An 18,767-nucleotide genomic window follows, 5' to 3' on the forward strand; every position below is an offset into this window, starting at 1 on the left:
CATCGCACCGGGCGGCCCGATGCGTCCATGTGGGTCGACGCTGACCTACAGCGACGCAGCAAGATAGGCGATCAGGGCACCTGATCGCCTATCGCGCCGACAGCGCGTGTGCGATGACGAGCTCGTCCTGGTGCTCGCCGTCGACCACATCACTGCGCCGTCACGGCCGGCTCGGCTCGCCCGACTGACCGGGAGGGGGATCGGATCACTGTGGGGTGGGGTGACGAACGCGCAGGGGGAGCCCACGGGGAGCGTGACAGGTTTTCGACTCCGTTTTCCCTGCGCGGCTGCACCCCTCACGTCGCGTCCAGCGGCCTGACGTCCTCCCGGAGGTGAACTGGGCACAGTGGGCGTTCTCGCAGGTCGGGGCGTTTTTGATCAGGGAATGGGAGACCCCGCGCAGCCGCTCCCGTTTTCTACTACCGGGACCCTAATCCCGACACCCGCGTGAGGCGCGCCGCGACAAGATCAAGACGTGCTTTGGGCTGGGGCCAGCTTCGGGAGCAGAAGGCCGCTTGGGTGGGTTCAGGCTTTGCTGGAACTGCACGCCTACCCAAGATCCACAAGTGGGGCCAGAATGCGCGCGCATGGGGCCAGTTGTCGCTGGTCAGATCACCCTGACCATAGGTCGTGGCGGTCCCTCGCTTGCGGTGCGGCCGGGGCTTGGTGAGTCCCGGCCGCTGTGCTGTGGTCGTTGGCGGGTCAGGTGGTCCGCTGGGGGTTGGTCAGCAGGTGGCGAGGATGATGGAGATGACGTGGCAGGTCTTGGTGGCGGTGTCGTTGGCGGTGTTGGGGTCGGTGGGGGCGCTGGTGGCGCGGACGGCGGTGACGGTCACGTGGCCGAGGGAGAGCAGGTGGAGGGGGACGCGAAAAGTCTTGCCGGTGCTGGCTCCGTTGGCGATGGTGCCGTAGGTGCAGGTCAAGGTGGTGGCGGCGGTGGTGCAGCCGGCGGCGAGGTTGGTGGCGGTCGCGCCAGGCGGGAGGGTGGCGGTGAGGGTGGCCGAGGTGACGGCATCGGGGCCGGTGTTGTGGGCGGTGAGGGTGTAGGACAGGTAGGGGACGAGGATGCCGAGGTGCGGCTGGGCGGTCAGGTCGACGTCGATGTCGGCTTCGGGTTCGGGGAGGTAGGTGTACTGGTCGGCGTTGCCGGTGGCGCTGGTGCCGGCCTGGGTGGTGACCGTGACGTGCACGGTGCCTGGGGGGTGGGCCGGGGCGGTCGCGGTGATGGTGGTGGCGTTGACCACGGTCACGTTGGTGGCCGGGGTGCCGCCGAACTTCACCGCGCTGGTGCTGTAAAGGTGGCTGCCGGTGATCGTGACGGTGTTGCCGCCGGCGGCGGGTCCGCTGCCGGGGCTGAGGCCGGTCACGATGGGCCGGGCGGGTGAGACGTCGACGTTGTACGGGGTGTCGCCGACGCCGATGGTGGCGGTGACGGCGTTGGTGGTCAGGTCGATGACCGAGACGTCGTCGGTGGCGGTGTTGGTGACGTAGGCGGTGCCGTCGGCGGGGTTGACGCGGATGCCCGCGGGCTGGATTCCCACCGGGATGGTGGTGGTGACGGCGCTGGTGGCGGTGTCGATGACCGCGACGGCGTTGGCGCTGGCGGTGGTCACGTAGAGGTGGGCGCCGTCCGGGCTGATCGACACGTCCTGCGGACCGGAGGCGACGGGGACGGTGCCCGTGATCGTGTTGGTGGCCAGATCGATGACGGAGACGTTGTTGCTGTTGTAGTTGGCCGTGTAGGCGTGTGTCCCGTCGGGGCTGATCACCACGCCGGCCGGGGTCTGGGCGCTGGGACTGGTGATGGTCGCGGTGACGGTGTTGGTGGCGGTGTCGATGACCGAGACCGTGCTGCCGACGAAGCCGGCGACGATCGCCTTGCCGCCGTCGGGGGTCACCGCGATATCGAAGGGCTGGCCGGTGACGGTGACGGTTGCGGTGACCGTGTGGGTGGCGGTGTCGATGACCCTGACTCCCTGAGCTCCTCCGCCGAGGCTGACGCCCACGTAGGCGTGCGCGCCGTCCGGCGCGAACGCCACGGGATTGGGGAACTGGGAGGCCGGGATGGTCGCCGACACCGTGTTCGTGGCGGCGTCGATCACCGAGATGTTGTTGGAACCCTGGTTGGTGACGTAGACCTCGGCTCCGTCCGGAGAGACGGCCACCCCGGACGGGAAGGTGCCGACCGGAACGGTCGCGGTCACCGTGCCGGTCGTGGCGTCGATGACCGAGACCGAGTTGCCTCGCAGGTTCGTGACGTAGGCCGTGGTGCCAGGTGCCGCCGCGTGCGCGGGAGTAGACAGTGCCGTCAGGCCGGTGGCGGCCAGGGCGAACGCGGCGACCAGGGCGGTGAGACGTTTGCGCGGTCCGCGGCGGGGACGGGTGGTGGGGGGCAAGGGGAGAGCTCCTCTCGGCTTGCGTACCGCCTCCGGTGGGCTCCGATCGGGCCCATGGCAACCGTGGGCGGTGCGGTCGATCCCGGACGTGCGAGGCCGCCGGCGCGATGAAGACGAGGGCCGGTTACTCGGGCAGCACGTTCTGTGCGAAGGCGCCTTGGAGATTGCCGCGCTCTTCGAAGACGAACACGATGTAGGTCTCGAAGTACTCGCCGCTTTGCCCGGCGGCGCGGGCGATGCCGACCTTGGTGCTGGCCTTCCACACCAGCTGAGTGAAGTGGCCGGTCTCCGAGGAGTACTGGGCGGCGGCGAAGTCGTAGGCGGAGATCTCCTAGTACCAGTTGTTGACCGCTATCGAGCCGGGCAGGGCCTCGGAGCCGGCGCCCCAGAAGATGTTCTCGCCGGTCTGCGCGTGCAGGCCCTCGTGCCCGGCCTCCAGCTCTTCCTGCTCCGATCGGGAGGTCGCCCGCTCCTGGGCGTAGGCGTTGAGCTCGGCGTCCAAGACCAGCGGCGGCGCGTGGTGCCTGGCCCGCAGGGCATTGGCTTCGGCGAGCGCCTCGGCCTGGAATTCGGGGGTGGTGGCGTTGGGCAGAGCGGGGCGCGTTCCGGCCATGACAGATCCTTGTCCAACCTGAATGGGGTCCCTGCCGGATGCTGCTCACCGCATCCCCTGACCCGGCGGGAGGCGGCTGAGTGCCGCTTACCGCTCATCTTCCGTTATTTGCTGACATGCGCCAGACCTACATACTGTCCGGAAGCGGACACTCGGCGTAGTGGCCAGGGTGTGCCGTGGAGGGGTCCCAGTAGCAACGAAGAAATTTCCAACGGATATGCAGGTCGAAGTCCCCGTAGGACCCTTCAAGCACCACCTGACGACGGACGCTGACCTGCATATCCGTCGCTTCCTGCGCCATTACTACCGGGACCCCATCACAGCTACTGCTGCGTTCCTCAAAGCAGGTAGACGAACTTGTGGCGCAGGGCTCGGGGCTGCGGGGGTGTTCGCCCCCAGATCCAGGGATGGGCATGGGTGTTGAGCTGGGTGGTGGCGATGGCGACCGCGTAGGCGATCTCGGTGGCGTCGGCGAAGGTCTGCCCGGCGAACGCGGCCTTGCGCAGCAGCCGCCACCAGCCCTCGGCCAGGTTCAGCCAGCAGGCCTTGACCGGGATGAACACCTGACGGATCCGCGGATGACGCAGCAGCCACTGGCGGACCTTCCAGCTGGAATGGCTGGAGAGGTTGTCGGTGATGACCACGATCGGGCCGCGCCGGTTGGACCTGGCGATCTGCTGAAGCAGCCCGATCCAGCCGTCACTGTTGCGCGCGGGCGCGCAGAAAGTGAGCTCGATGCCGTCGCGGATGCGCAGGCCACCGTACACCCAGGTCTTATCCAGGCCGCGAGAATACTCCAACGGTGCTTTGATCCGGTGTCCGTCGACCGACCAGCCGGGCGCCGGCGGGAAGGTGCGCGGGGTCACCGGCCCCAGCTCGTCGGCGCAGATCACCGTGGTACCCGGCGGCGGGTCGGTGTAGAGGCCGACGACCTCGGCCCTTTTGGGGCGAAGTCCGGATCGGTCGAGGTGGTCCAGGAACGGGCGTGCCGCCAGGGGACCTTTTCTTTGAGCAGGATCCGGCGGACCTGGCTGCGCGCGATGACGATCCCCTGCGCGCGGGCGGCGGCGGTCAGGCTGTCCAGCGTCCACTCGGCGGGGCCGGCCTCCTCCTCTGCGACCAGGTCCCCGGCCTCGTCGTGGACCGGTCGCCCGGGCGGAGTCGAGCGCGCCAGCGCGATGAGCCGCCCGCGTTCGAGCTCGGTGATGCGTGGTTTGCGGCCTGCCCCGGGCCGGTCGCCCAGTCCGGCCAGGCCCTCGGCGTTGAAGCGCTCGATCCGCTCGCGCACGGTCTGCATGTGACAGCCCAGCTTGGCCGCGATGGCGCTGGTGCGCAGCCCTTGCCAGCTGAACGCGATGATCTGCGCTCTCATGATCCAGTCGGCCGGGGCATGACGAGCCCCGGCCAGCTTGCGGATCTGTCGTTTCTCTTCGGCGTCCATCGGTGGACGCGCATGCAGCAGTTTAGGCATGACAATCCCCCTGAGACCATCATCGCCCCAGGTCAGCAGGGATGCACGCCTCTATTCAGGAACGCAGCACTAGTACGGCGCGACCCCGACGACCCCGCCGCGGTCGGCCTGGTGGAGGCTCCCGTCGTGCTCATCGAGTACGCCGACTTCACCTGCAAGTACTGCGCCGCCTTCGCCGAGCAGACCCTGCCCGCCCTCCTGGCGCAGTACGTCGAGCAGGGCAAACTCCGCATCGAATGGCGGGATGCGCCCGTGCTCAGCCAGCACCCGGTCAACACCGCGATCGCCGCCCGCGCGGCCGCCCGGCAGAACCTGTTCTGGCAGTACTACGAGGCCCTGTATGCGCGCACCTTCGCCGGAAACTCCGACTGGAGCCGCAAGGAGCTCATCGACATCGCCGCCTCCATCGACAAGCTGGACGTGCCCGCGTTCACCAAGGCGCTCGACGACCCCGCCATCGTGCAGTTCGTGCAGAAGGAGGCGCGAACCTCCGCCGCGCTCGGTGTGACCGGCACTCCCATGTTCGTGCTCGGGGAGGAAGTCGTCAACGGCGCGCAGCCTATCGAGGTGTTCCGCCAACTCATCGACGCCCAACTGGCCGAGGCAGGGAAGGGCTGAGATGGACATCGGCTACCTCGGCGCGTTTCTCGGCGGCCTGCTGAGCCTGCTGTCACCGTGCTCGGCCATGCTGCTGCCGGCCTTCTTCGCCTACGCCTTCTCCCGGCCCGCGCTCCTGGTGGCCCGCACCGGCGTGTTCTACCTCGGGCTCGTCACCACGCTCGTGCCGCTCGGCGTGTCCGCCGCGACCGCGGGGGCGTTCCTGTCCCAGCAACGCGGCACCCTGCTCACCGCCGTCGCCATCGTGGTGATCGTCTTCGGCCTCGTCCAGGTGCTCAGCATGCCTGTGCCCGCGTTCGGCCGCACGGGGCAGCGCGAGCCCGGCACCGCCTGGACGGTGTTCCTGCCCGGCGCCGCCTACGGCGTCGCCGGCGTGTGCACCGGCCCGATCCTCGGATCCGTGCTGATGATCGCAGCCGCCGGCGCCAACCCCGTCTACGGAGCCATCCTGCTGGCCATCTACGCCGCCGGGATGGCGCTGCCGCTGCTACTGCTCGCCCTGGCCTGGAAACGCTGGTCCGGCTCCCTGCGGACCTGGCTCCGGCATCGCATGCTCCGCCTCGGCCGCTGGACGAACAGCTGGCACGCCATCATCTCCGGGACACTGTCACTCGTACTCGGCGCTCTCCTGCTCATCACCGCACACGATCCCGAAGCGACCGGGCTGCTGCCCATCGGCACCCAATACGCCCTCGAAACCGGCATCGCCCGGCTCGGCGCCGACATCTCCAACGTCGCCGTCGTCATCGCCGCCGTGCTCATCGCGCTCGCCGGCACTTTCTGGCTGCTACGCCGTCACCGCTCCCGCACCGGTCCCACCGCCGGGACCGACGCCCCCGCCGTGGATTCACCCGCCACCCCGCCGCAGCGCACCGGGCAGCCATAACGTCGCATCACCTTCGGCAGACGCCTCACCTGAGGTGAGGTGAGGTCTTCCTCCGGCCGTTCCCTCATGGGGCGCGGCCGGTCTCGCCTCGTCATGGACTTCCCTCGGCGACACACTCCGTCGACGGAGCCGAGTGCACGGCCGAAGCCTGGACGGTCCGCGCCGGTGGGGCCTGGTAGGCGGCACTGATGGTCTCGGCGCCGTCGACCAGGGCGGTGGTCTCCTCCATGGCACCGGCCGGGGACGGTCCGGGGACAGGCATCACGTGCCCTCGCCAAGTCAGGCTCTGAGGTCGGTGCCTGCCCACAACATGCGATTAACCGCCAGGTAGCTGATCGCAGGTCCTCGGTCGTTGCCAGTCACTCTGATTCCGGGGACGTCGTGGGAGTGGAGGTCCTTGGCTTGGTTAGGGGTGGAGCTGCCGGGGCTTCTTGTTATCGGGGGTGGAGCCGTAGCCCGTCGAGGATGATGTGGGCGATGTGTGCGGAGCGTTCGCGGTTGGTGTCCGCGTCGGCATGTCGGATCGCGGCGAAGGCGCCGGCGACGATTGCCATCACCTCGTCGACTGTCACGTCATGGCGTACGACGCCGGCTCGATGGGCGCGATCGAGCAGGTGTGCGACCTGGTGCGTCAGGTCGGCAGCGGCGTCCGGAGCGGCGTTGCGCAGGTCGAACTCGGCGGCCGTGAGCGCGCTCTTCACCGCTGCGTTCTCCGCGCCTGAGGCCATCATCCGGGACAGCAGCGTGAACAGGGCGGCTGGATCGTCGGTACCGGTGAGCGCTTCTCCCTCGGCGACCAACTGCCTGATTTGGTCGATCGCGACGGCGAGGTACAGCGCTTCCTTGGTGGGGAAGTGCCGGTGGACGGTGCCGGGACCGACACCCGCGCGGCGGGCGATCTCGTCGAGCGAGATGCCGAGGCCTCGTGAGGCGAACAACTGCTGCGCGGTCCGCAGTACCTGCTCACGATTGCGGCGCGCGTCAGCCCGTAGCTCCCGGTCGTTCACGGGAGCCGTCGGTGGCTCGGCTGGAGTGTGTTTAGGCGTTCGACTGGACATCTCACGCCTAGCTTAACCGGGGCGTCGCCCCGTATGCTGCCCGCATATAACCGGGGCTTCGCCCCGGTTATATGCGGTTGCGTCGTTTCGCCATGGGGCAGGCCCCACCGAACACGAGGAGGTCCCTTCGATGACCACACGCGAGGAAGCCGGCGCCCTGGTGCTGCGGATGCAGGAATGCTTCAACACCCGGCAGTTCGACCAGGCCGCCGATCTGTTCGCCCCCGACTTCCTTAACCACCCGCTTGGCGCCACCGGGTTCGAAGCGGGCAAGGAGGCCTGGGTCCAGGTCGTTGCCCAGTTCCCGGCCATGCGCGTTGTCGCCGACGACATCTTGATCGACGGCGACAAGGTCGCCGTCCGCTCATCGGTTGAAGGGATGGCGGCCCCGGGTAGCGACGTCCGGCCCGTGCTCATCGAGATCTTCCGTATTGACAACGGCCGACTCGCGGAGACCTGGAGCGTCACCGAGGGCCCGGACCCACGTCACTGAGGCCCCGCAGTCTCGCAATTTCCTCCGGCAGATCAGCCCCGCCACACTGACGCCACCCACATCAGAGTGGCCAGGCGGCGACAGGACGAGCGCCCCAGGCCCCGTGCCGGGAACTGGGGCCCTCATGTGTTCAGTGTCGGGATTAGCCAGTTTCCCGACGCCCCGCCCCATCTGGACCGTTCGGCGGTCGACGCGCCTATCCCGGACAGCGGACTGGATACCCGTCGCCGGGAACCGTGCTCAGATGGTTCCCATGTTCACTGTGGTTCGCTCGGCGAAGGAGGAGCCCGGCTGTGTCCCAGCGGCATCGCCATGGGTCGCCGCAGACCTTCCCCATGGCCTCCCATGGCCGCAGCTCTAAACGTCCACAGGAGTTCCCCGGCCGCCTGACAGCGGTGGGTGCGCACCGCGCCCGGCCCGTATCCACCAAGTTTGAGCCGGTCCACGTGTTGAAGGACTTAACATCGCCGGTTCCTCGCGTACTCCTTTCCGCCACGCTCGCCGGACCCGCGCCATCTGGTAGTACTGGCACGTCCCGGCTTTGCCAGGGCTGCTCCCACCCTCCTCGGCGTCACCCGGATCAGGCTGCCCTCAGCTTCCCCAACCTGCTGCGACAGGCTGGAGGCGAAGGTCTCTCACCTCCACTCGAACCAACAGCGCCTCATGGCGCAAAAAGGCACTCGTGAACCCCCCGAGACCAGATCCTTCCGTTACCTGGTGCCGCATCAAGCAACGTTCGCCCGGGCGGCTTGCCGGTGAGGGCAGGCGCGCTATGTACGGGTGGCCTCGAAGGTCCACACGTCGTCTGCGGCTGTTGGCGCGGTACCTGCCCGGTAGCCGCCGTGGACGCTGACGTTTGCGAAGCCCGCCTGGTGCAGCATGGCTGTGAACTCGGCCAGCCCGAACCACAGCAGGGAGAAAATCTGGAGCTCGGTGCGTGTCAGGGTGCCGTCCTTCCAGGCTTCGTAGCGGAGCCAGCGGGTGGTGCGCTGGGCCACCGGGTCCACATGCGTGCGCCAGGTGGTGAGGGTGACGAGACCGCCGCCACTCCACTGGTGGGGGACCGGTCCGTTGTCGGGGGCTGTGCCCGCGGACGGCGGTTCGATGTCGACGATCAGCCGGCCTGCTGGAGCCAGGTTGTCGTGCATGACGGTGAGTGCGGTCTGCGCGCTTTCACGGTCGGGAAGCAGGGCGAAGGACCCGGTGGGAATCACGATCGCTTCGAAGGCGCCGGGGTCGCGGTGCGTGGTCATGTCACCCTCGAAGACATCGGCCTTCACACCTCGCTGCGCACAGTTGACGCGGCACTGTTCCAGCATGGAGACCGAGGTGTCGTAGCCGCGCACGGTCAGTCCCTGTTCGAGCAGGGGGATCAGGATTCGGCCGGTGCCCACGGCGGGTTCGAGGATGGGGCCGGACACGTTCCGCAGGCGGTCGGCGTAGAACTCGACGTCTCCGAACGAGGTGCCGATCGGCTTGTCGAGTTCGTAGAACAGGGTCGCCAGCGGCCCGTAGCGCCAGGCGGTGTTGTCGAAGCCGGTGTCCATGTGTTCCTTCGGTGACGCTTCAGGCAGATAAGAGTGCTCTGTTCAGTATCTTGTGGGCATACTGCCATAACGCCGTCCTGGGCTTGAATGGGTGGAACTCCCTCGCCCCGCCGCCGGCGCCCGGACGTCCGGGCATGCGAAGATCGGCTACGCCCGGGCCTCCACGGTGCGCCAGTTGCTGCAGACCCAGCTCGACTCCCTCAAGGCCGCCGGGGCCACCCGGGTCTTCTCCGAGAAGATCTCCACCCGCGCCGCGCGGCGCCCCGAACTCGAGCGGGCCGTCGCCCTGGCCCGGGAGATGCGCGCCTCCGGTGTCGCGGTCACCCTGGTCGTCCACGAGCACAAACGGCTCGGCCGCGGCCTGGCTCTGGCCGAACTCGCCGAACAACTGCGCGCCTGCGACGTTGGCCTGGAATTCCTCACCGGCGAGCTAAAGGGCAGCCACGATCCGTCCGGGGTGGTGTTCACCGTGCTTGCAGCCCTGTCCGGAATGGAACGCGAATACATCCGCGACCGCACCCTGGAAGGCCACGAATCCGCCCGCAGGAACGGCAAGGCCATCGGCGGCGCCACCATCATCGATGAGGCCATGCTGTCCATGGCCCTGCACCTGCGCGACCAAGACCTCAGCCTGCGCGAGATCGCCTCCCACCTGATCATCACCCAGGGCGCCAAGAGAGGCCGGCACCCCTCCCCGGCCACCGTCATGCGCATGCTCCGCGACCACGACACCAGCATCACCGAGCTGAGCACCGGAACCGACAATCCGAAGCAACGGCGGTAATCCCTGGCCGTTGCCCGGGCAACGGACTGTCCTTCACCATGATCCGGCATCGTGATCAAAGCGAGATGCCAATCGGAGGTAGTTGCGTTATCGCAGCTCAGGCGCTACTTCGTTGGAAATTTCTTCATTGCTACTGGGACCCCGATATTGGCCGGTGCCGAGCCGCGTGGGCGCGGGCACCTCACCGTTGCCGCTGAACGAACGTTCCCGGTCCACGACCGGGGCGGCCGGATCGCCGGTCACGCCGGCGTACGCCGCCGGGGTCGTGCCGTCCCGGTGCAGGCCCGCGCCGTCCACGTACGGCGTGACCTGGACGTATCCGGTGCCGGACGCGAACACCGAGCCCTCCAGCGTCACCCGGTAGCGCCCTGTGCCCTCACGCGTGACGCGGTTGACGCCCCCGTCGGAGTTCACCGTGCCGGCGTTGAACACCGGGTTCACCGAGCCCGTGCCGCCGGCACCGTCGTCGTACCTGACCGTGGCGTAGGGGGCGGTGCCGGGCCCCGGCGCGGCGAAGAAGATCGTGAACCACCAGTCCACCGGCGCGCCTGCCTCGTTGAAGCAGCGCACCTTGACCACCTGGTCGGGGCCGGCGGGCGCGTACCCGGTGACCCCGCAGGTACGGCCCCGGTAGGCGGTCCGGTACGGGGTCGCGTGCGCGATCCCGGCCGCCGACGCGACCCCGGGCAGGCGGACCTCGTACGTGCCCGTCCCGGTGTGGACCACGGTGGCGCGCCGGCCGGCGGTGGCCGGGTCGAGCCGGCCGGTGCTCCACTGCCAGGACGGGGTGAGCGGGACGGTCGCGCCGATCGGCGCCTCGGCGGTGGTGGCCCGATCCATGTACGCGTACGCCCAGCGCGGCCGGGACGCCGGTCGCGGGCTGCCGGCCGCGACCAGGGCGTCTACCAGGCGGGCCCGGTGGCCGGTCATCTCGTCGGTGGTCGGTTCGAGTGCCACGTCGGGCGCGGGGCCGCCGCCCTCGTCCCCGGCGGCGCGGTCGAACCTGAGGTGCTCCCAGTCGTCGAAGCCCGTCAGCTCGTCGGCATAGCGGTTCGGATGCTCGTCATGCCCCGAACCTTGAGTGGTTCGACAGACCATCAACCAGGGTTGATATCCCGTTGCCACTGGTCGGCCTGGCCGAGCACGCGCATGCCGGCAGCCTCGTAGACACCCGTGGCGTTCGTGTCGTTCGCGCTGTCGACATCGACACCGACCATGTGATGGCCACGTGCCTTCAGCTCGGCGAACGCGGTAAGCAGAAGGCAGCGGGCCAATCCCCGCCCTCGGTAACGCTGCTCGGTGCCCAGCCAGGCGATCCAGCCACGGTCCGGTTGCGAGCGGGCGATCAGCACGGCCGCCGGGGTTTTCTCGACCTCGGCGATCCACCACAGGCTGGGATCGTGACCGTCTCGCTGTCGCTGATCGGCCCAGAACTCCTCGAACGCTCGGCGGCGGTGGTTCCAGTGTCCGCTCAGCGCTTCCTCCAGCACCGCGTGCAGGCGGCGCCGATCGTCGTCACAAGCCGCGATCCGAATCTCGGTTCCGGCCCGCGATCGCGGGAGGGAGGGCCGTTCGCCGCTCACGTCGATGATCAGACGGCTGTAACGACGGGCAACGTACCAGCCGTGATCATGGAGGGCGGGCGTGGCGAGAGCTTGAGGCATCTGGAAAAGCGTGACGCTCTCACGCTCTCGGCCTGCTGTCGAGGTCTGTCCGTGCGCCCATTCCTCGATCTGCCGCAGTAGCGCAGCGGTCAGGGAGTCCGGGGCGACGGGTGACACTCCAAGGTGCGCGCGCAGCCGGTCTGCATGCGGAGCAGGGTGGAGTGCGGCGAAGCCGAGGATGTCACCGTCCTTCTCATACACGCGGCTACGTCGCTCCAGGTCCAGCTCCGGCGTGAGCAGGATCTGCCGGATGTCGGCCTCGGTGGTCCCTGCTCGCCCGATCTCGGCCAGCTCGATCGCCTGGAACAGCTCCGTCAGGGCCATCAGGTCGTTCGTCATCGCAGCGCGTATCCGCATGCGGGGACTGTCCCAAGGCAAGCAGCGCGCGGCAACGTCTTTTCCGGATGCGGGCCTGTCGTTCACAGCGCGGAATACATGCCCACCTCCACGATTTCCCCCAATCGCCCTCCTGGCCGGCACACGTCCCCACTGCTCAAACTTCGGTGGCACGAGACAGTCGGCTGCTGGGTGATCGTGTGCTCCGTGGTCTCGGGGCTGCCGCCCCCGCCCCCCTGCACCACGCGAGGGCATCGCCTGCCGGCCGCGCTCGGGATGTACGACGGAACCGCCACCCGCGGGGGTGGTCCGCTGCTCATCGCTCTTTGCGGATCAAGGCGATGCGGTAGGGATCAGAATCCCCATTCACCTTAAGCGATCATGTCGTCACTGATAGACACATGGGGGTGAGTGCGGCTCCGAGGGAAGAGCCGACCTCACATCTATGGCCTGGGCGGTGGCGGTGTCAGGGAAAAGCCAGCGGAGGACCTCCGGCCGGCGAAGACGGCTCGACGGCGGCCGGTGCTCCGATCAAGCCGATCGGCATCACGCCGTTCGCCTTGTCGAGAGGATCGCTGATCTGTGCCCAGCTGCTGGTGATCTTCCCGGCCGTCCGAAAGTAGCCGCCGGGATCCGCGCTGCTGGACGACGACCACATCGTGGCCGCGTGCTCTTCGTCTTTCCGCTGCTGGATCAGGGCAAGCTGGTAGGCGGCCGCCGCATGCCCGTGGTCGCCGGCCAGCCGGTAGAAGAACATCGCGACGCCGATCCGTTCGGCGCGTTCGTAGTCCCGGCCGTAGCGGCAGGCCAGCTCGGCGGCCGCCATGAGCATCGAGGGACGGTGGAACATCCCTGCCGCGTCTCCGGCCCGGTACAGCCACAGGTACGCCGACGTGGGCTGGTCCCTCAGCAGAGCGACGACCGCCATCCGCATGCAGGCCTGAGGATCCTCGGCGTCGGTCTCTGCGAGCAGCCGGGCCCCGATCCGGCCGTAGACCTCGCGATCACGCTGCCCTTCCTCCCAAAGCGCCGAGGCGCCGGCGACGTCGATCCCCGCTGTCTCCCCGGCCACGGGGGGCGAGGGCGCCGTGTCGCCCGACTGGAGGCCCGGCGTGGACGCAAGCGGCGCAGGAACGGCATCCGGCAGGGGGTCCTCGGCGCTCTGCCGGGCGGCGCGGGCGGTCATCCATCGGGCATTCCAGTCCTCGAGGCTGCCCAGAGGTTCGACGGCCAAGCGCTTTTCCACGGCCACCGCATGACAGGCGGACACGAACAAGGCCACCCACGACCAGGTCGGAAGCCCCTTTCGCCTGCCGTTCAAGATGTCGTGCGTGGTGCTTCTCGCGAGCTTCTCGCGCTTGCCCTCCTTCGCGCTGACACATGCCGACAGCTTGTGTATCTCGGAAAGCGTTGGGCCACCTACCCGCTCGCGCAGCTCATTGAGCTGATCGAGGAAGGCGCGGTGCGCCGCAACGCGATGTTGGTCTGCCATCGCGCTCTTAGTCCGATTCCGTGATCAACGATCAACAGCAGGTAACGAGAGTCATGTTCGCATTAACGGCAGGTCAAACCGGGCTAGATCGCACATCCCATCTCATCCGGAACATGCGCCCCTCGGCTGCGCCGACACCCAGAGGCATCAGCCAACGCTCCGGATGACTCCGGACGGTCCTGGATGAGACCGGACGCGGATTCCGGATAAGACCGGACGGCACCGAACAGCTGCCCGGACCGCTCCGAACGACACCGGACACTGCCTGGCGTCCGGCGCCGCGGAGGGATTGCCCGCCAGGAAAGCGCCGTCTTGTCCGGGGTTATCCGAGGGTGTTTGAAGCGGTGGCGGCCGCGTCAGCGCCCCCGCATCGTTGATCTCGCATCCCCCACTGCCGACGACGGAGGCGAGAGCTTCATGCCTTGTGCCACTGCTACCGCTCACGCCTTCCTCCGCGTCACCGGCGACCGGCCGAGCCGTTCGTCCCCGCTCCAGGTCAGCGACGACGACCAGCTGCTCATCTTGCTGGTCACGACCTGGGCATTGGCCACCGGACGGATCCCCCCCAACCGCCCAGCCGACCAGCTCACTCCCGAAGAGCTGATCACGTTCTGGGCCGACGAACACACCGCCGGCAAGGCGCCGGCATCACCGCAGGAGTGAAACCGCATGTTCTCCATGCCCGTCCTCGTCGTGCTCACCGCCACCGCCCTGGTGGCGGCCGTCGCCTGCGCCCTCACCCTGGCGGCCGGCGCCCCGTGGCCCACCGCCCTGCTCAGCGGCGGGGCAGCGGGCGGCATCACCTTGGGCCTGCTGCCCCGCCTCCTGGACGACCGCCACGACCACGACTAGAAGGCCCCGAGAGGCGGACACGACAAGCGCCACAGGGGCAAGTCGCAGGTCAGGGCCTTGATCGAGCGCGGAGTCTCACGCCCGCGAAGAGCTGGCGCGAAAACGTCCGCCGAGAATGCATCAGCGCAGGTCAAAGGTGTATCTGAGCAAAGCTTCCTCGGCACTGCCGGGACCCCGGACGGCGCCCGCCCACCGGCGGAGATACCTGATGGAGGAGACCGGCTCGCCGCCAGGCGTACACGAGGCGCTGGAGGCGATCGCCGCCTCGGCACGGCCGCCTATAAAAAGAGAGACGAGGCGATGCCGCCGAGAAGGAACGCCTGTGCCGGAAGGACATTTTGATGAGATCCGCTGAGCGGCTCTATGACCTGCTCCACTCCTACGCGCGGTTCTACGGCGACGAGGACGACCCTCTCGCGGAGTTCTGTGCCGCCTGGTGTGAGGGAATCGGGGTCGAGGAGACCGCACGGCGACTCGGAGCGGATCTGGACTCCCGCACCGACTGCGACCTCAGGAACATCGCGGACGCGGCGGGTGACAACGTCATCCTGGTGGGCGCGTGCGGATTCTGGACGTTGGTCTTCCAGATCGGCGGTTTCGACTGCGCGAGGCTGCAGGCACTGTCCGCCCTGTCTCGAGACTCGGGCCGGGCGCTGAGCATCGACTGGAACTTCAGCGGGAACGAAACCCTTGGTTACGCGATCGACGGGCAGATGATCACGAGTCTCACCATCACCTACCCCGCGCTCCGCGACGGAGCCGACCCCCATGCGCTGGACCCGTACATGGAAGGACTGCGTTTCGAACTCGGCAGCGGTCGGGAGGGCCCCTTGATTGAGGAGGTCATCAGCTCCGCGCTGACTCTGATCGGCCGCATCACCGGCCGCGAGATCGACCGGGAGTGGCTGGACGGCACGCACGCGCTGTATGTGATGCCATCTCGGAGCTGACGGACCCGGCCTGAAAACCGCTCCATGGGTGAATCCGACAGAGAGCCATGGAGACGGAGCGAGGGTGTCCGCCCGGGTCTGTTTCGACCGGGGCGGACACCCTCGCAACCGCACAACGCATGAAAGCCGACGGAAGACCGCGGTGCGCGGCGCGGACAGCGAGATCGCCCTCGCGGTGGGGCCGATCGAGCTGAAGTTCGCAACTGAAGGCCCTCCACTCGGGTCCGTGCCACCCGGGGCAGAGCAGCTCTCGGTAAACCGCTCGCTTCGTTTGTCGCGACTGCGTCGGAAGACCACAGGTCGCAGGTGGCGAACATCGAGAACTCGGGTCGAGAACCAACGTCGACAGACAGCTCGGCGAAGGAACTCGACAGATGCTTCCGCGGCGCTTGACCTAGGGAAACGGGTCTACCTTGCGCCTCATCGCGTCAGCCCGAGCGGAGGACATGATTCAGGAGACTCACTCCATTAGTTGAAACAGTCCTGCTTGTTAAGCGCGATGCCGTACTCGGTGACCTTGCCGTGCGTGACGCCGAAGGTGTAGTACGCCTTCTTGTTGCCGGGGACCGTGATCACATAAAAGCCGTGGACGTCTTTCTTGATGTGCGGGTAGGCCGCCTTCACCTGCTTGGCGGTGGAGCCGATCATGATGCCTTCCGGGGTTTTCATGCCCTTCGCGGCGAAGATGGCGGCCAGTCCCACGTTCGGCGAGATGTAGATGCCGACCGAGTCCTTGGGGGTCGGGAACTTCTTCAGGTCCCAGCCGGAACAGCCGCCGTTGCCCGGCATCTTCTTGACGACGTCTCTCGTCGACTGGGCCTGCTTGGCGGTCATGCCGAACTTGACGGCGCCATAACCGTAGGGACCCAGCGTCGGCTTCGTCTGGGCGGTGGCCGCGGTGGCGCCGGAGACCAGCAGCGAGCCGGCGAGGAGCGAGGCCCCGATCATCGTCTTCATCATGCTCTGCTTTGACTGCGAAGCGCCGGTAAAAGTTCTGAGTGGAGCTACTTTTCCCTTGGTGACGCCGGCCCGAGCGGGGCCTTCGAGGCCGACTTCCATCCGTGCTCGTTCGGGTTCCGGCCCAAGCGCGCGGCACATGATGCGATATCGATGAGCTTCAGCAGCGCTTGGTGGCGTTCTCGGCGTTGCCGAGCGAGCCGTTCGTGTGGGCGATGGCAACGGGGTTGAGTCGTTCGCATGGCTGCCGTAGCTTGACGATCATGGCGATTCGTGCAGTGGTGTTCGACATCGGCGGCGTACTGGAGATCACAACGGACCTCGGCGTCGCCGAGCAGTGGGAGAATCGCCTCGGTTTGCCCGTTGGCGAGCTCGACACTCGGTCTCCGCCGTCCGCAGCCGCAACGCCGTCGCATACTTGATCATCTGGTCGTAGCGGCGGGCGATGAGATCCCAGTCGATCGGCACCGTCTCGGCCGCGGCACTGTGCCGCCGGCCCGGATCGACGCTTGCCTTTGAACCGGTCGAGCAGGTGGGTGCGCAGTTCGGCGGCGTCACGCGGTGCCACGGATGTCACCTGGAAATCCTGAGCGTCACGCCGGCGGTCGGGCGAGTTTGGCGGCCACGGCGTCGAGGACCCAGTCCAGGCCGGTCGCGAAGGACACCTCGGCGTCCACCTCCGTGCCGTCGTGCACGGCCTTGGCCAGCGCCGGGAAGCGGCCCGTGGCCAGCATCCTCCTCAGATGCGGACCGGAGGCGCGCTGCCAGTCGCGCTCGGACAGGCCCGTGGCGCGCTCGGCCCGCAGGTCCGCGATCTCGTGTCTGATCGCGCCGGTGAAGTAGGCGCCGACGGTCTCCACGGCGCGCATGACGGTGTCGAGGTCGGCGAGGCCGTCGAGAGCGGCCAGCGTGGCCTCAGTCACGGCGAGGGCGTTCGGGCCCAGGGTCGGACGGCCGCCGAGCAGGTCGGCCAGCCATTCGTGACGGAGGGTGGCCTGCCTGGTGCGGTGGGCGCGGATGCGCAGCACCTCCCGCCAGTCGCCGGGCCGCTCCTCGGGGAGGATCTCGGCGTAGACCTCGTCCACCATGAGGTCGAACAACTCCTCCTTGGTGGAGATGTATCCGTACAGCCGCATCGGGCCGGCGTCCAGCCGGGCGGCGACCTTGCGCAACGACACCGCCTCCAGCCCGCCCTCGTCGGCCAGCGCGATGGCGGCGGCAACGATCCGCTCCCGGTCGAGCGGCACGGGGCGAGTCGGCGGCTCCGGCCGATCCCACACAGTCATGGTTGCATCGTACTGTTGCGATACGCCGTAATAGTAAAATACAGTGTATCGACATGAGACATCGTATCGCGGTGATCGGGGGCGGTCCCGCCGGCCTCACCTTCGCCCGCGTCCTGCACCGCCACGATCACCCCGTCACCGTCCTCGAAGGCGATCCAGCCCCCGACGCCCGCCCCCCGGGCGGCACGCTGGACCTGCACGAAAGGATGGGCCAGCTCGCGCTGGACAGGGCGGGGCTGCTGGCGGAGTTCCAGGCGCTGTCCCGTCCCGAGGGGCAGGCCATGCGCATCCTGGACGCCGACGGGACCGTCCTGCGCGACTGGCAACCCCGTCCGGGTGACCTGGCCAATCCCGAGATCGACCGCGGGCAGCTCCGCGACCTGCTGCTCGGCCCCCTGGACGTTCGGTGGGGGCGGGGCGTGACGGAGGTGGTGCCGGGAACCCGGGATGGCGTGCTGGTCCGTTTCGCGGACGGGCGACAGGAGACGTTCGACCTCGTGGTCGGCGCGGACGGCGCCTGGTCCCGGGTCCGCCCGGCGCTCTCGTCCGCAACGCCGCACTACACCGGCATCACCATGGTCGAGACCTCCCTGGACGACGTCGACACCCGCCACCCCGACCTCGCCCGGCTGATCGGCGACGGTTCCATGGCTGTGTACGGCGTGAACCGCAACCTCGTCGCCCAGCGCAACAGCGGCGGCCACGTCAAGGTGTACGCCCAGTTCCGCGCGCCGCTGGACTGGCACACGAACCTGGACCGGCGCGCGGGCCTGGACCTGGACGACGCCGAGGCCGTGCGATCAAGCCTGCTGGCTCTGTTCGACGGCTGGGCCGCTCCCGTCCTCGACCTCCTCCGCCACGGCACCGCTTTCGTCCACCGTCCCCTCTACGTCCTGCCCGTGCCCCACACCTGGACCCACGTCCCCGGGGTGACGCTACTGGGCGACGCCGCCCACCTGATGCCCCCATTGGGGGTGGGCGCGAACCTCGCGATGCTGGAAGGCGCCGAACTCGCCGAGTCCGTCGCCGCCGCCCCCGGCCCTGCCGATCTGGACGAGGCCGTCCGCGCCTTCGAGGAACAGATGTGCGCACGGGCCGGCAGGTGGGCGAAGATCACGACGGCCGGACTGGAACGCCTCGTGAGCCCGGACCCCACCCAAGCCCTCGCCCTCTTCGACGAAGTCCAGCCGTCCTGACTGTCAAGCGCGAGAGCACCGGTGCAGAGAGGTGCTTCCCCTCTGGTGACATCGACCCGAGCGGTGGGCCTACGTACGGGGCGGACGGCTCACCGCGAGCGAGTCCCTGGCGGCGAACCGGGAGAAACCCCGGATCACGCTGAGTGACCCGGGGTTTCTCCGCTCGGT

The 18,767-nt window shown here is 68.3% G+C and carries 20 protein-coding genes and 1 pseudogene; 9 read left to right on the forward strand and 12 right to left on the reverse strand.

Annotation, left to right across the window (positions count from 1 at the left end; all coding sequences use genetic code 11):
- Window positions 1-725 precede the first annotated feature (725 nt).
- The 4 genes and pseudogenes from BM085_RS47035 to BM085_RS45490 form a co-directional block, all read right to left on the reverse strand.
- A complete protein-coding gene (locus BM085_RS47035) occupies window positions 726-2,396 on the reverse strand; it encodes a YVTN family beta-propeller repeat protein (protein WP_218158911.1) in 1,671 nt (556 codons plus the stop codon).
- A 124-nt stretch (window positions 2,397-2,520) separates the two neighbouring features.
- Window positions 2,521-3,009, reverse strand: a pseudogene (locus tag BM085_RS46415) (CAP domain-containing protein).
- A gap of 338 nt (window positions 3,010-3,347) precedes the next feature.
- Window positions 3,348-3,902, reverse strand: coding sequence for a transposase (locus tag BM085_RS45485; RefSeq protein WP_093890913.1), 555 nt, complete (start codon window positions 3,900-3,902; stop codon window positions 3,348-3,350).
- A complete protein-coding gene (locus tag BM085_RS45490; protein WP_245789862.1) occupies window positions 3,899-4,450 on the reverse strand; it encodes a helix-turn-helix domain-containing protein in 552 nt (183 codons plus the stop codon). The genes BM085_RS45485 and BM085_RS45490 overlap by 4 nt, the downstream gene beginning before the upstream one ends.
- A gap of 12 nt (window positions 4,451-4,462) precedes the next feature.
- On the opposite strand from BM085_RS45490, the gene BM085_RS34095 reads away from it, so the two are divergent.
- On the forward strand, window positions 4,463-5,098 hold the full coding sequence (locus BM085_RS34095; protein ID WP_177245416.1) for a DsbA family protein: 636 nt from the start codon (window positions 4,463-4,465) through the stop codon (window positions 5,096-5,098).
- Window position 5,099: 1 nt separating this feature from the next.
- On the forward strand, window positions 5,100-5,984 hold the full coding sequence (locus BM085_RS34100) for a cytochrome c biogenesis CcdA family protein (protein WP_093890916.1): 885 nt from the start codon (window positions 5,100-5,102) through the stop codon (window positions 5,982-5,984).
- Between the two features lie 434 nt (window positions 5,985-6,418).
- Here BM085_RS34100 and BM085_RS34105 read toward each other — a convergent pair whose 3' ends face one another.
- Window positions 6,419-6,991 (reverse strand): TetR/AcrR family transcriptional regulator, encoded by a 573-nt coding sequence (locus BM085_RS34105; RefSeq protein WP_218158912.1) that lies wholly within the window; start codon window positions 6,989-6,991, stop codon window positions 6,419-6,421.
- 181 nt (window positions 6,992-7,172) lie between these two features.
- On the opposite strand from BM085_RS34105, the gene BM085_RS34110 reads away from it, so the two are divergent.
- Window positions 7,173-7,535 (forward strand): ester cyclase, encoded by a 363-nt coding sequence (locus BM085_RS34110; RefSeq protein WP_093890918.1) that lies wholly within the window; start codon window positions 7,173-7,175, stop codon window positions 7,533-7,535.
- Between the two features lie 770 nt (window positions 7,536-8,305).
- Here BM085_RS34110 and BM085_RS34115 read toward each other — a convergent pair.
- Window positions 8,306-9,082 carry a class I SAM-dependent methyltransferase gene (locus tag BM085_RS34115; protein WP_093890919.1) on the reverse strand — a complete coding sequence of 259 codons (777 nt, stop codon included), beginning with the start codon at window positions 9,080-9,082 and terminating at the stop codon, window positions 8,306-8,308.
- A 91-nt stretch (window positions 9,083-9,173) separates the two neighbouring features.
- Between BM085_RS34115 and BM085_RS34120 the strand changes: the two genes are divergently transcribed.
- Window positions 9,174-9,866: a recombinase family protein gene (locus BM085_RS34120; protein ID WP_093890920.1), complete on the forward strand. Its 693-nt coding sequence runs from the start codon at window positions 9,174-9,176 to the stop codon at window positions 9,864-9,866.
- 87 nt (window positions 9,867-9,953) lie between these two features.
- Here the strand turns inward: BM085_RS34120 and BM085_RS34125 are convergent, their stop codons facing one another.
- The 3 genes from BM085_RS34125 to BM085_RS34135 form a co-directional block, all read right to left on the reverse strand.
- On the reverse strand, window positions 9,954-10,964 hold the full coding sequence (locus tag BM085_RS34125) for a hypothetical protein (protein ID WP_093890921.1): 1,011 nt from the start codon (window positions 10,962-10,964) through the stop codon (window positions 9,954-9,956).
- The gene (locus BM085_RS34130) at window positions 10,964-11,869 is read right to left on the reverse strand and encodes a GNAT family N-acetyltransferase (RefSeq protein WP_177245417.1); all 906 of its coding nucleotides are present in this window, start codon (window positions 11,867-11,869) and stop codon (window positions 10,964-10,966) included. The genes BM085_RS34125 and BM085_RS34130 overlap by 1 nt, the downstream gene beginning before the upstream one ends.
- A gap of 463 nt (window positions 11,870-12,332) precedes the next feature.
- The gene (locus BM085_RS34135; protein ID WP_143121184.1) at window positions 12,333-13,358 is read right to left on the reverse strand and encodes a hypothetical protein; all 1,026 of its coding nucleotides are present in this window, start codon (window positions 13,356-13,358) and stop codon (window positions 12,333-12,335) included.
- 417 nt (window positions 13,359-13,775) lie between these two features.
- Here BM085_RS34135 and BM085_RS34140 point away from each other — a divergent pair, with 417 nt between their 5' ends.
- The 3 genes from BM085_RS34140 (at window position 13,776) to BM085_RS34150 (ending at window position 15,160) form a co-directional block, all read left to right on the forward strand.
- Window positions 13,776-14,021, forward strand: coding sequence for a hypothetical protein (locus BM085_RS34140; RefSeq protein WP_093890924.1), 246 nt, complete (start codon window positions 13,776-13,778; stop codon window positions 14,019-14,021).
- A gap of 6 nt (window positions 14,022-14,027) precedes the next feature.
- Entirely contained in the window at window positions 14,028-14,210 is a 183-nt protein-coding gene (locus tag BM085_RS34145) for a hypothetical protein (RefSeq protein WP_093890925.1), read from the forward strand.
- Between the two features lie 341 nt (window positions 14,211-14,551).
- Window positions 14,552-15,160: a DUF6461 domain-containing protein gene (locus BM085_RS34150; protein ID WP_093890926.1), complete on the forward strand. Its 609-nt coding sequence runs from the start codon at window positions 14,552-14,554 to the stop codon at window positions 15,158-15,160.
- Between the two features lie 468 nt (window positions 15,161-15,628).
- On the opposite strand, the gene BM085_RS34155 is transcribed toward BM085_RS34150, so the two are convergent.
- Window positions 15,629-16,117 carry a hypothetical protein gene (locus tag BM085_RS34155; protein ID WP_245789863.1) on the reverse strand — a complete coding sequence of 163 codons (489 nt, stop codon included), beginning with the start codon at window positions 16,115-16,117 and terminating at the stop codon, window positions 15,629-15,631.
- Window positions 16,118-16,277: 160 nt separating this feature from the next.
- Window positions 16,278-16,409: a hypothetical protein gene (locus BM085_RS47595; protein ID WP_425443291.1), complete on the reverse strand. Its 132-nt coding sequence runs from the start codon at window positions 16,407-16,409 to the stop codon at window positions 16,278-16,280.
- On the opposite strand from BM085_RS47595, the gene BM085_RS44855 reads away from it, so the two are divergent.
- Entirely contained in the window at window positions 16,381-16,539 is a 159-nt protein-coding gene (locus BM085_RS44855; RefSeq protein WP_177245418.1) for an HAD family hydrolase, read from the forward strand. The genes BM085_RS47595 and BM085_RS44855 overlap by 29 nt on opposite strands.
- 171 nt (window positions 16,540-16,710) lie before the next feature.
- Here the strand turns inward: BM085_RS44855 and BM085_RS34165 are convergent, their stop codons facing one another.
- Window positions 16,711-17,403 carry a TetR/AcrR family transcriptional regulator gene (locus BM085_RS34165; RefSeq protein WP_093890929.1) on the reverse strand — a complete coding sequence of 231 codons (693 nt, stop codon included), beginning with the start codon at window positions 17,401-17,403 and terminating at the stop codon, window positions 16,711-16,713.
- 53 nt (window positions 17,404-17,456) lie between these two features.
- On the opposite strand from BM085_RS34165, the gene BM085_RS34170 reads away from it, so the two are divergent.
- Window positions 17,457-18,599 (forward strand): FAD-dependent oxidoreductase, encoded by a 1,143-nt coding sequence (locus BM085_RS34170; RefSeq protein ID WP_093890930.1) that lies wholly within the window; start codon window positions 17,457-17,459, stop codon window positions 18,597-18,599.
- Window positions 18,600-18,767: the final 168 nt, after the last annotated feature.

The sequence above is a fragment of the Streptosporangium canum genome (assembly GCF_900113865.1).
Lineage (GTDB): Bacteria > Actinomycetota > Actinomycetes > Streptosporangiales > Streptosporangiaceae > Streptosporangium > Streptosporangium canum.

Coding starts and splice junctions, on each gene's coding strand:
- BM085_RS34170 (WP_093890930.1), top strand. CDS start 17,457: ATGAGACATCGTATCGCGGTGATCGGGGGCGGTCCCGCCGGCCTCACC.
- BM085_RS34155 (WP_245789863.1), bottom strand. CDS start 16,117: ATGAAGACGATGATCGGGGCCTCGCTCCTCGCCGGCTCGCTGCTGGTC.
- BM085_RS34140 (WP_093890924.1), top strand. CDS start 13,776: ATGCCTTGTGCCACTGCTACCGCTCACGCCTTCCTCCGCGTCACCGGC.
- BM085_RS34100 (WP_093890916.1), top strand. CDS start 5,100: ATGGACATCGGCTACCTCGGCGCGTTTCTCGGCGGCCTGCTGAGCCTG.
- BM085_RS34115 (WP_093890919.1), bottom strand. CDS start 9,082: ATGGACACCGGCTTCGACAACACCGCCTGGCGCTACGGGCCGCTGGCG.
- BM085_RS34125 (WP_093890921.1), bottom strand. CDS start 10,964: ATGGTCTGTCGAACCACTCAAGGTTCGGGGCATGACGAGCATCCGAAC.
- BM085_RS45490 (WP_245789862.1), bottom strand. CDS start 4,450: ATGGACGCCGAAGAGAAACGACAGATCCGCAAGCTGGCCGGGGCTCGT.
- BM085_RS34145 (WP_093890925.1), top strand. CDS start 14,028: ATGTTCTCCATGCCCGTCCTCGTCGTGCTCACCGCCACCGCCCTGGTG.
- BM085_RS34095 (WP_177245416.1), top strand. CDS start 4,463: ATGCAGCAGTTTAGGCATGACAATCCCCCTGAGACCATCATCGCCCCA.
- BM085_RS34130 (WP_177245417.1), bottom strand. CDS start 11,869: ATGACGAACGACCTGATGGCCCTGACGGAGCTGTTCCAGGCGATCGAG.
- BM085_RS34110 (WP_093890918.1), top strand. CDS start 7,173: ATGACCACACGCGAGGAAGCCGGCGCCCTGGTGCTGCGGATGCAGGAA.
- BM085_RS44855 (WP_177245418.1), top strand. CDS start 16,381: ATGGCGATTCGTGCAGTGGTGTTCGACATCGGCGGCGTACTGGAGATC.
- BM085_RS47595 (WP_425443291.1), bottom strand. CDS start 16,409: ATGTCGAACACCACTGCACGAATCGCCATGATCGTCAAGCTACGGCAG.
- BM085_RS34150 (WP_093890926.1), top strand. CDS start 14,552: ATGAGATCCGCTGAGCGGCTCTATGACCTGCTCCACTCCTACGCGCGG.
- BM085_RS34135 (WP_143121184.1), bottom strand. CDS start 13,358: ATGGCAGACCAACATCGCGTTGCGGCGCACCGCGCCTTCCTCGATCAG.
- BM085_RS34165 (WP_093890929.1), bottom strand. CDS start 17,403: ATGACTGTGTGGGATCGGCCGGAGCCGCCGACTCGCCCCGTGCCGCTC.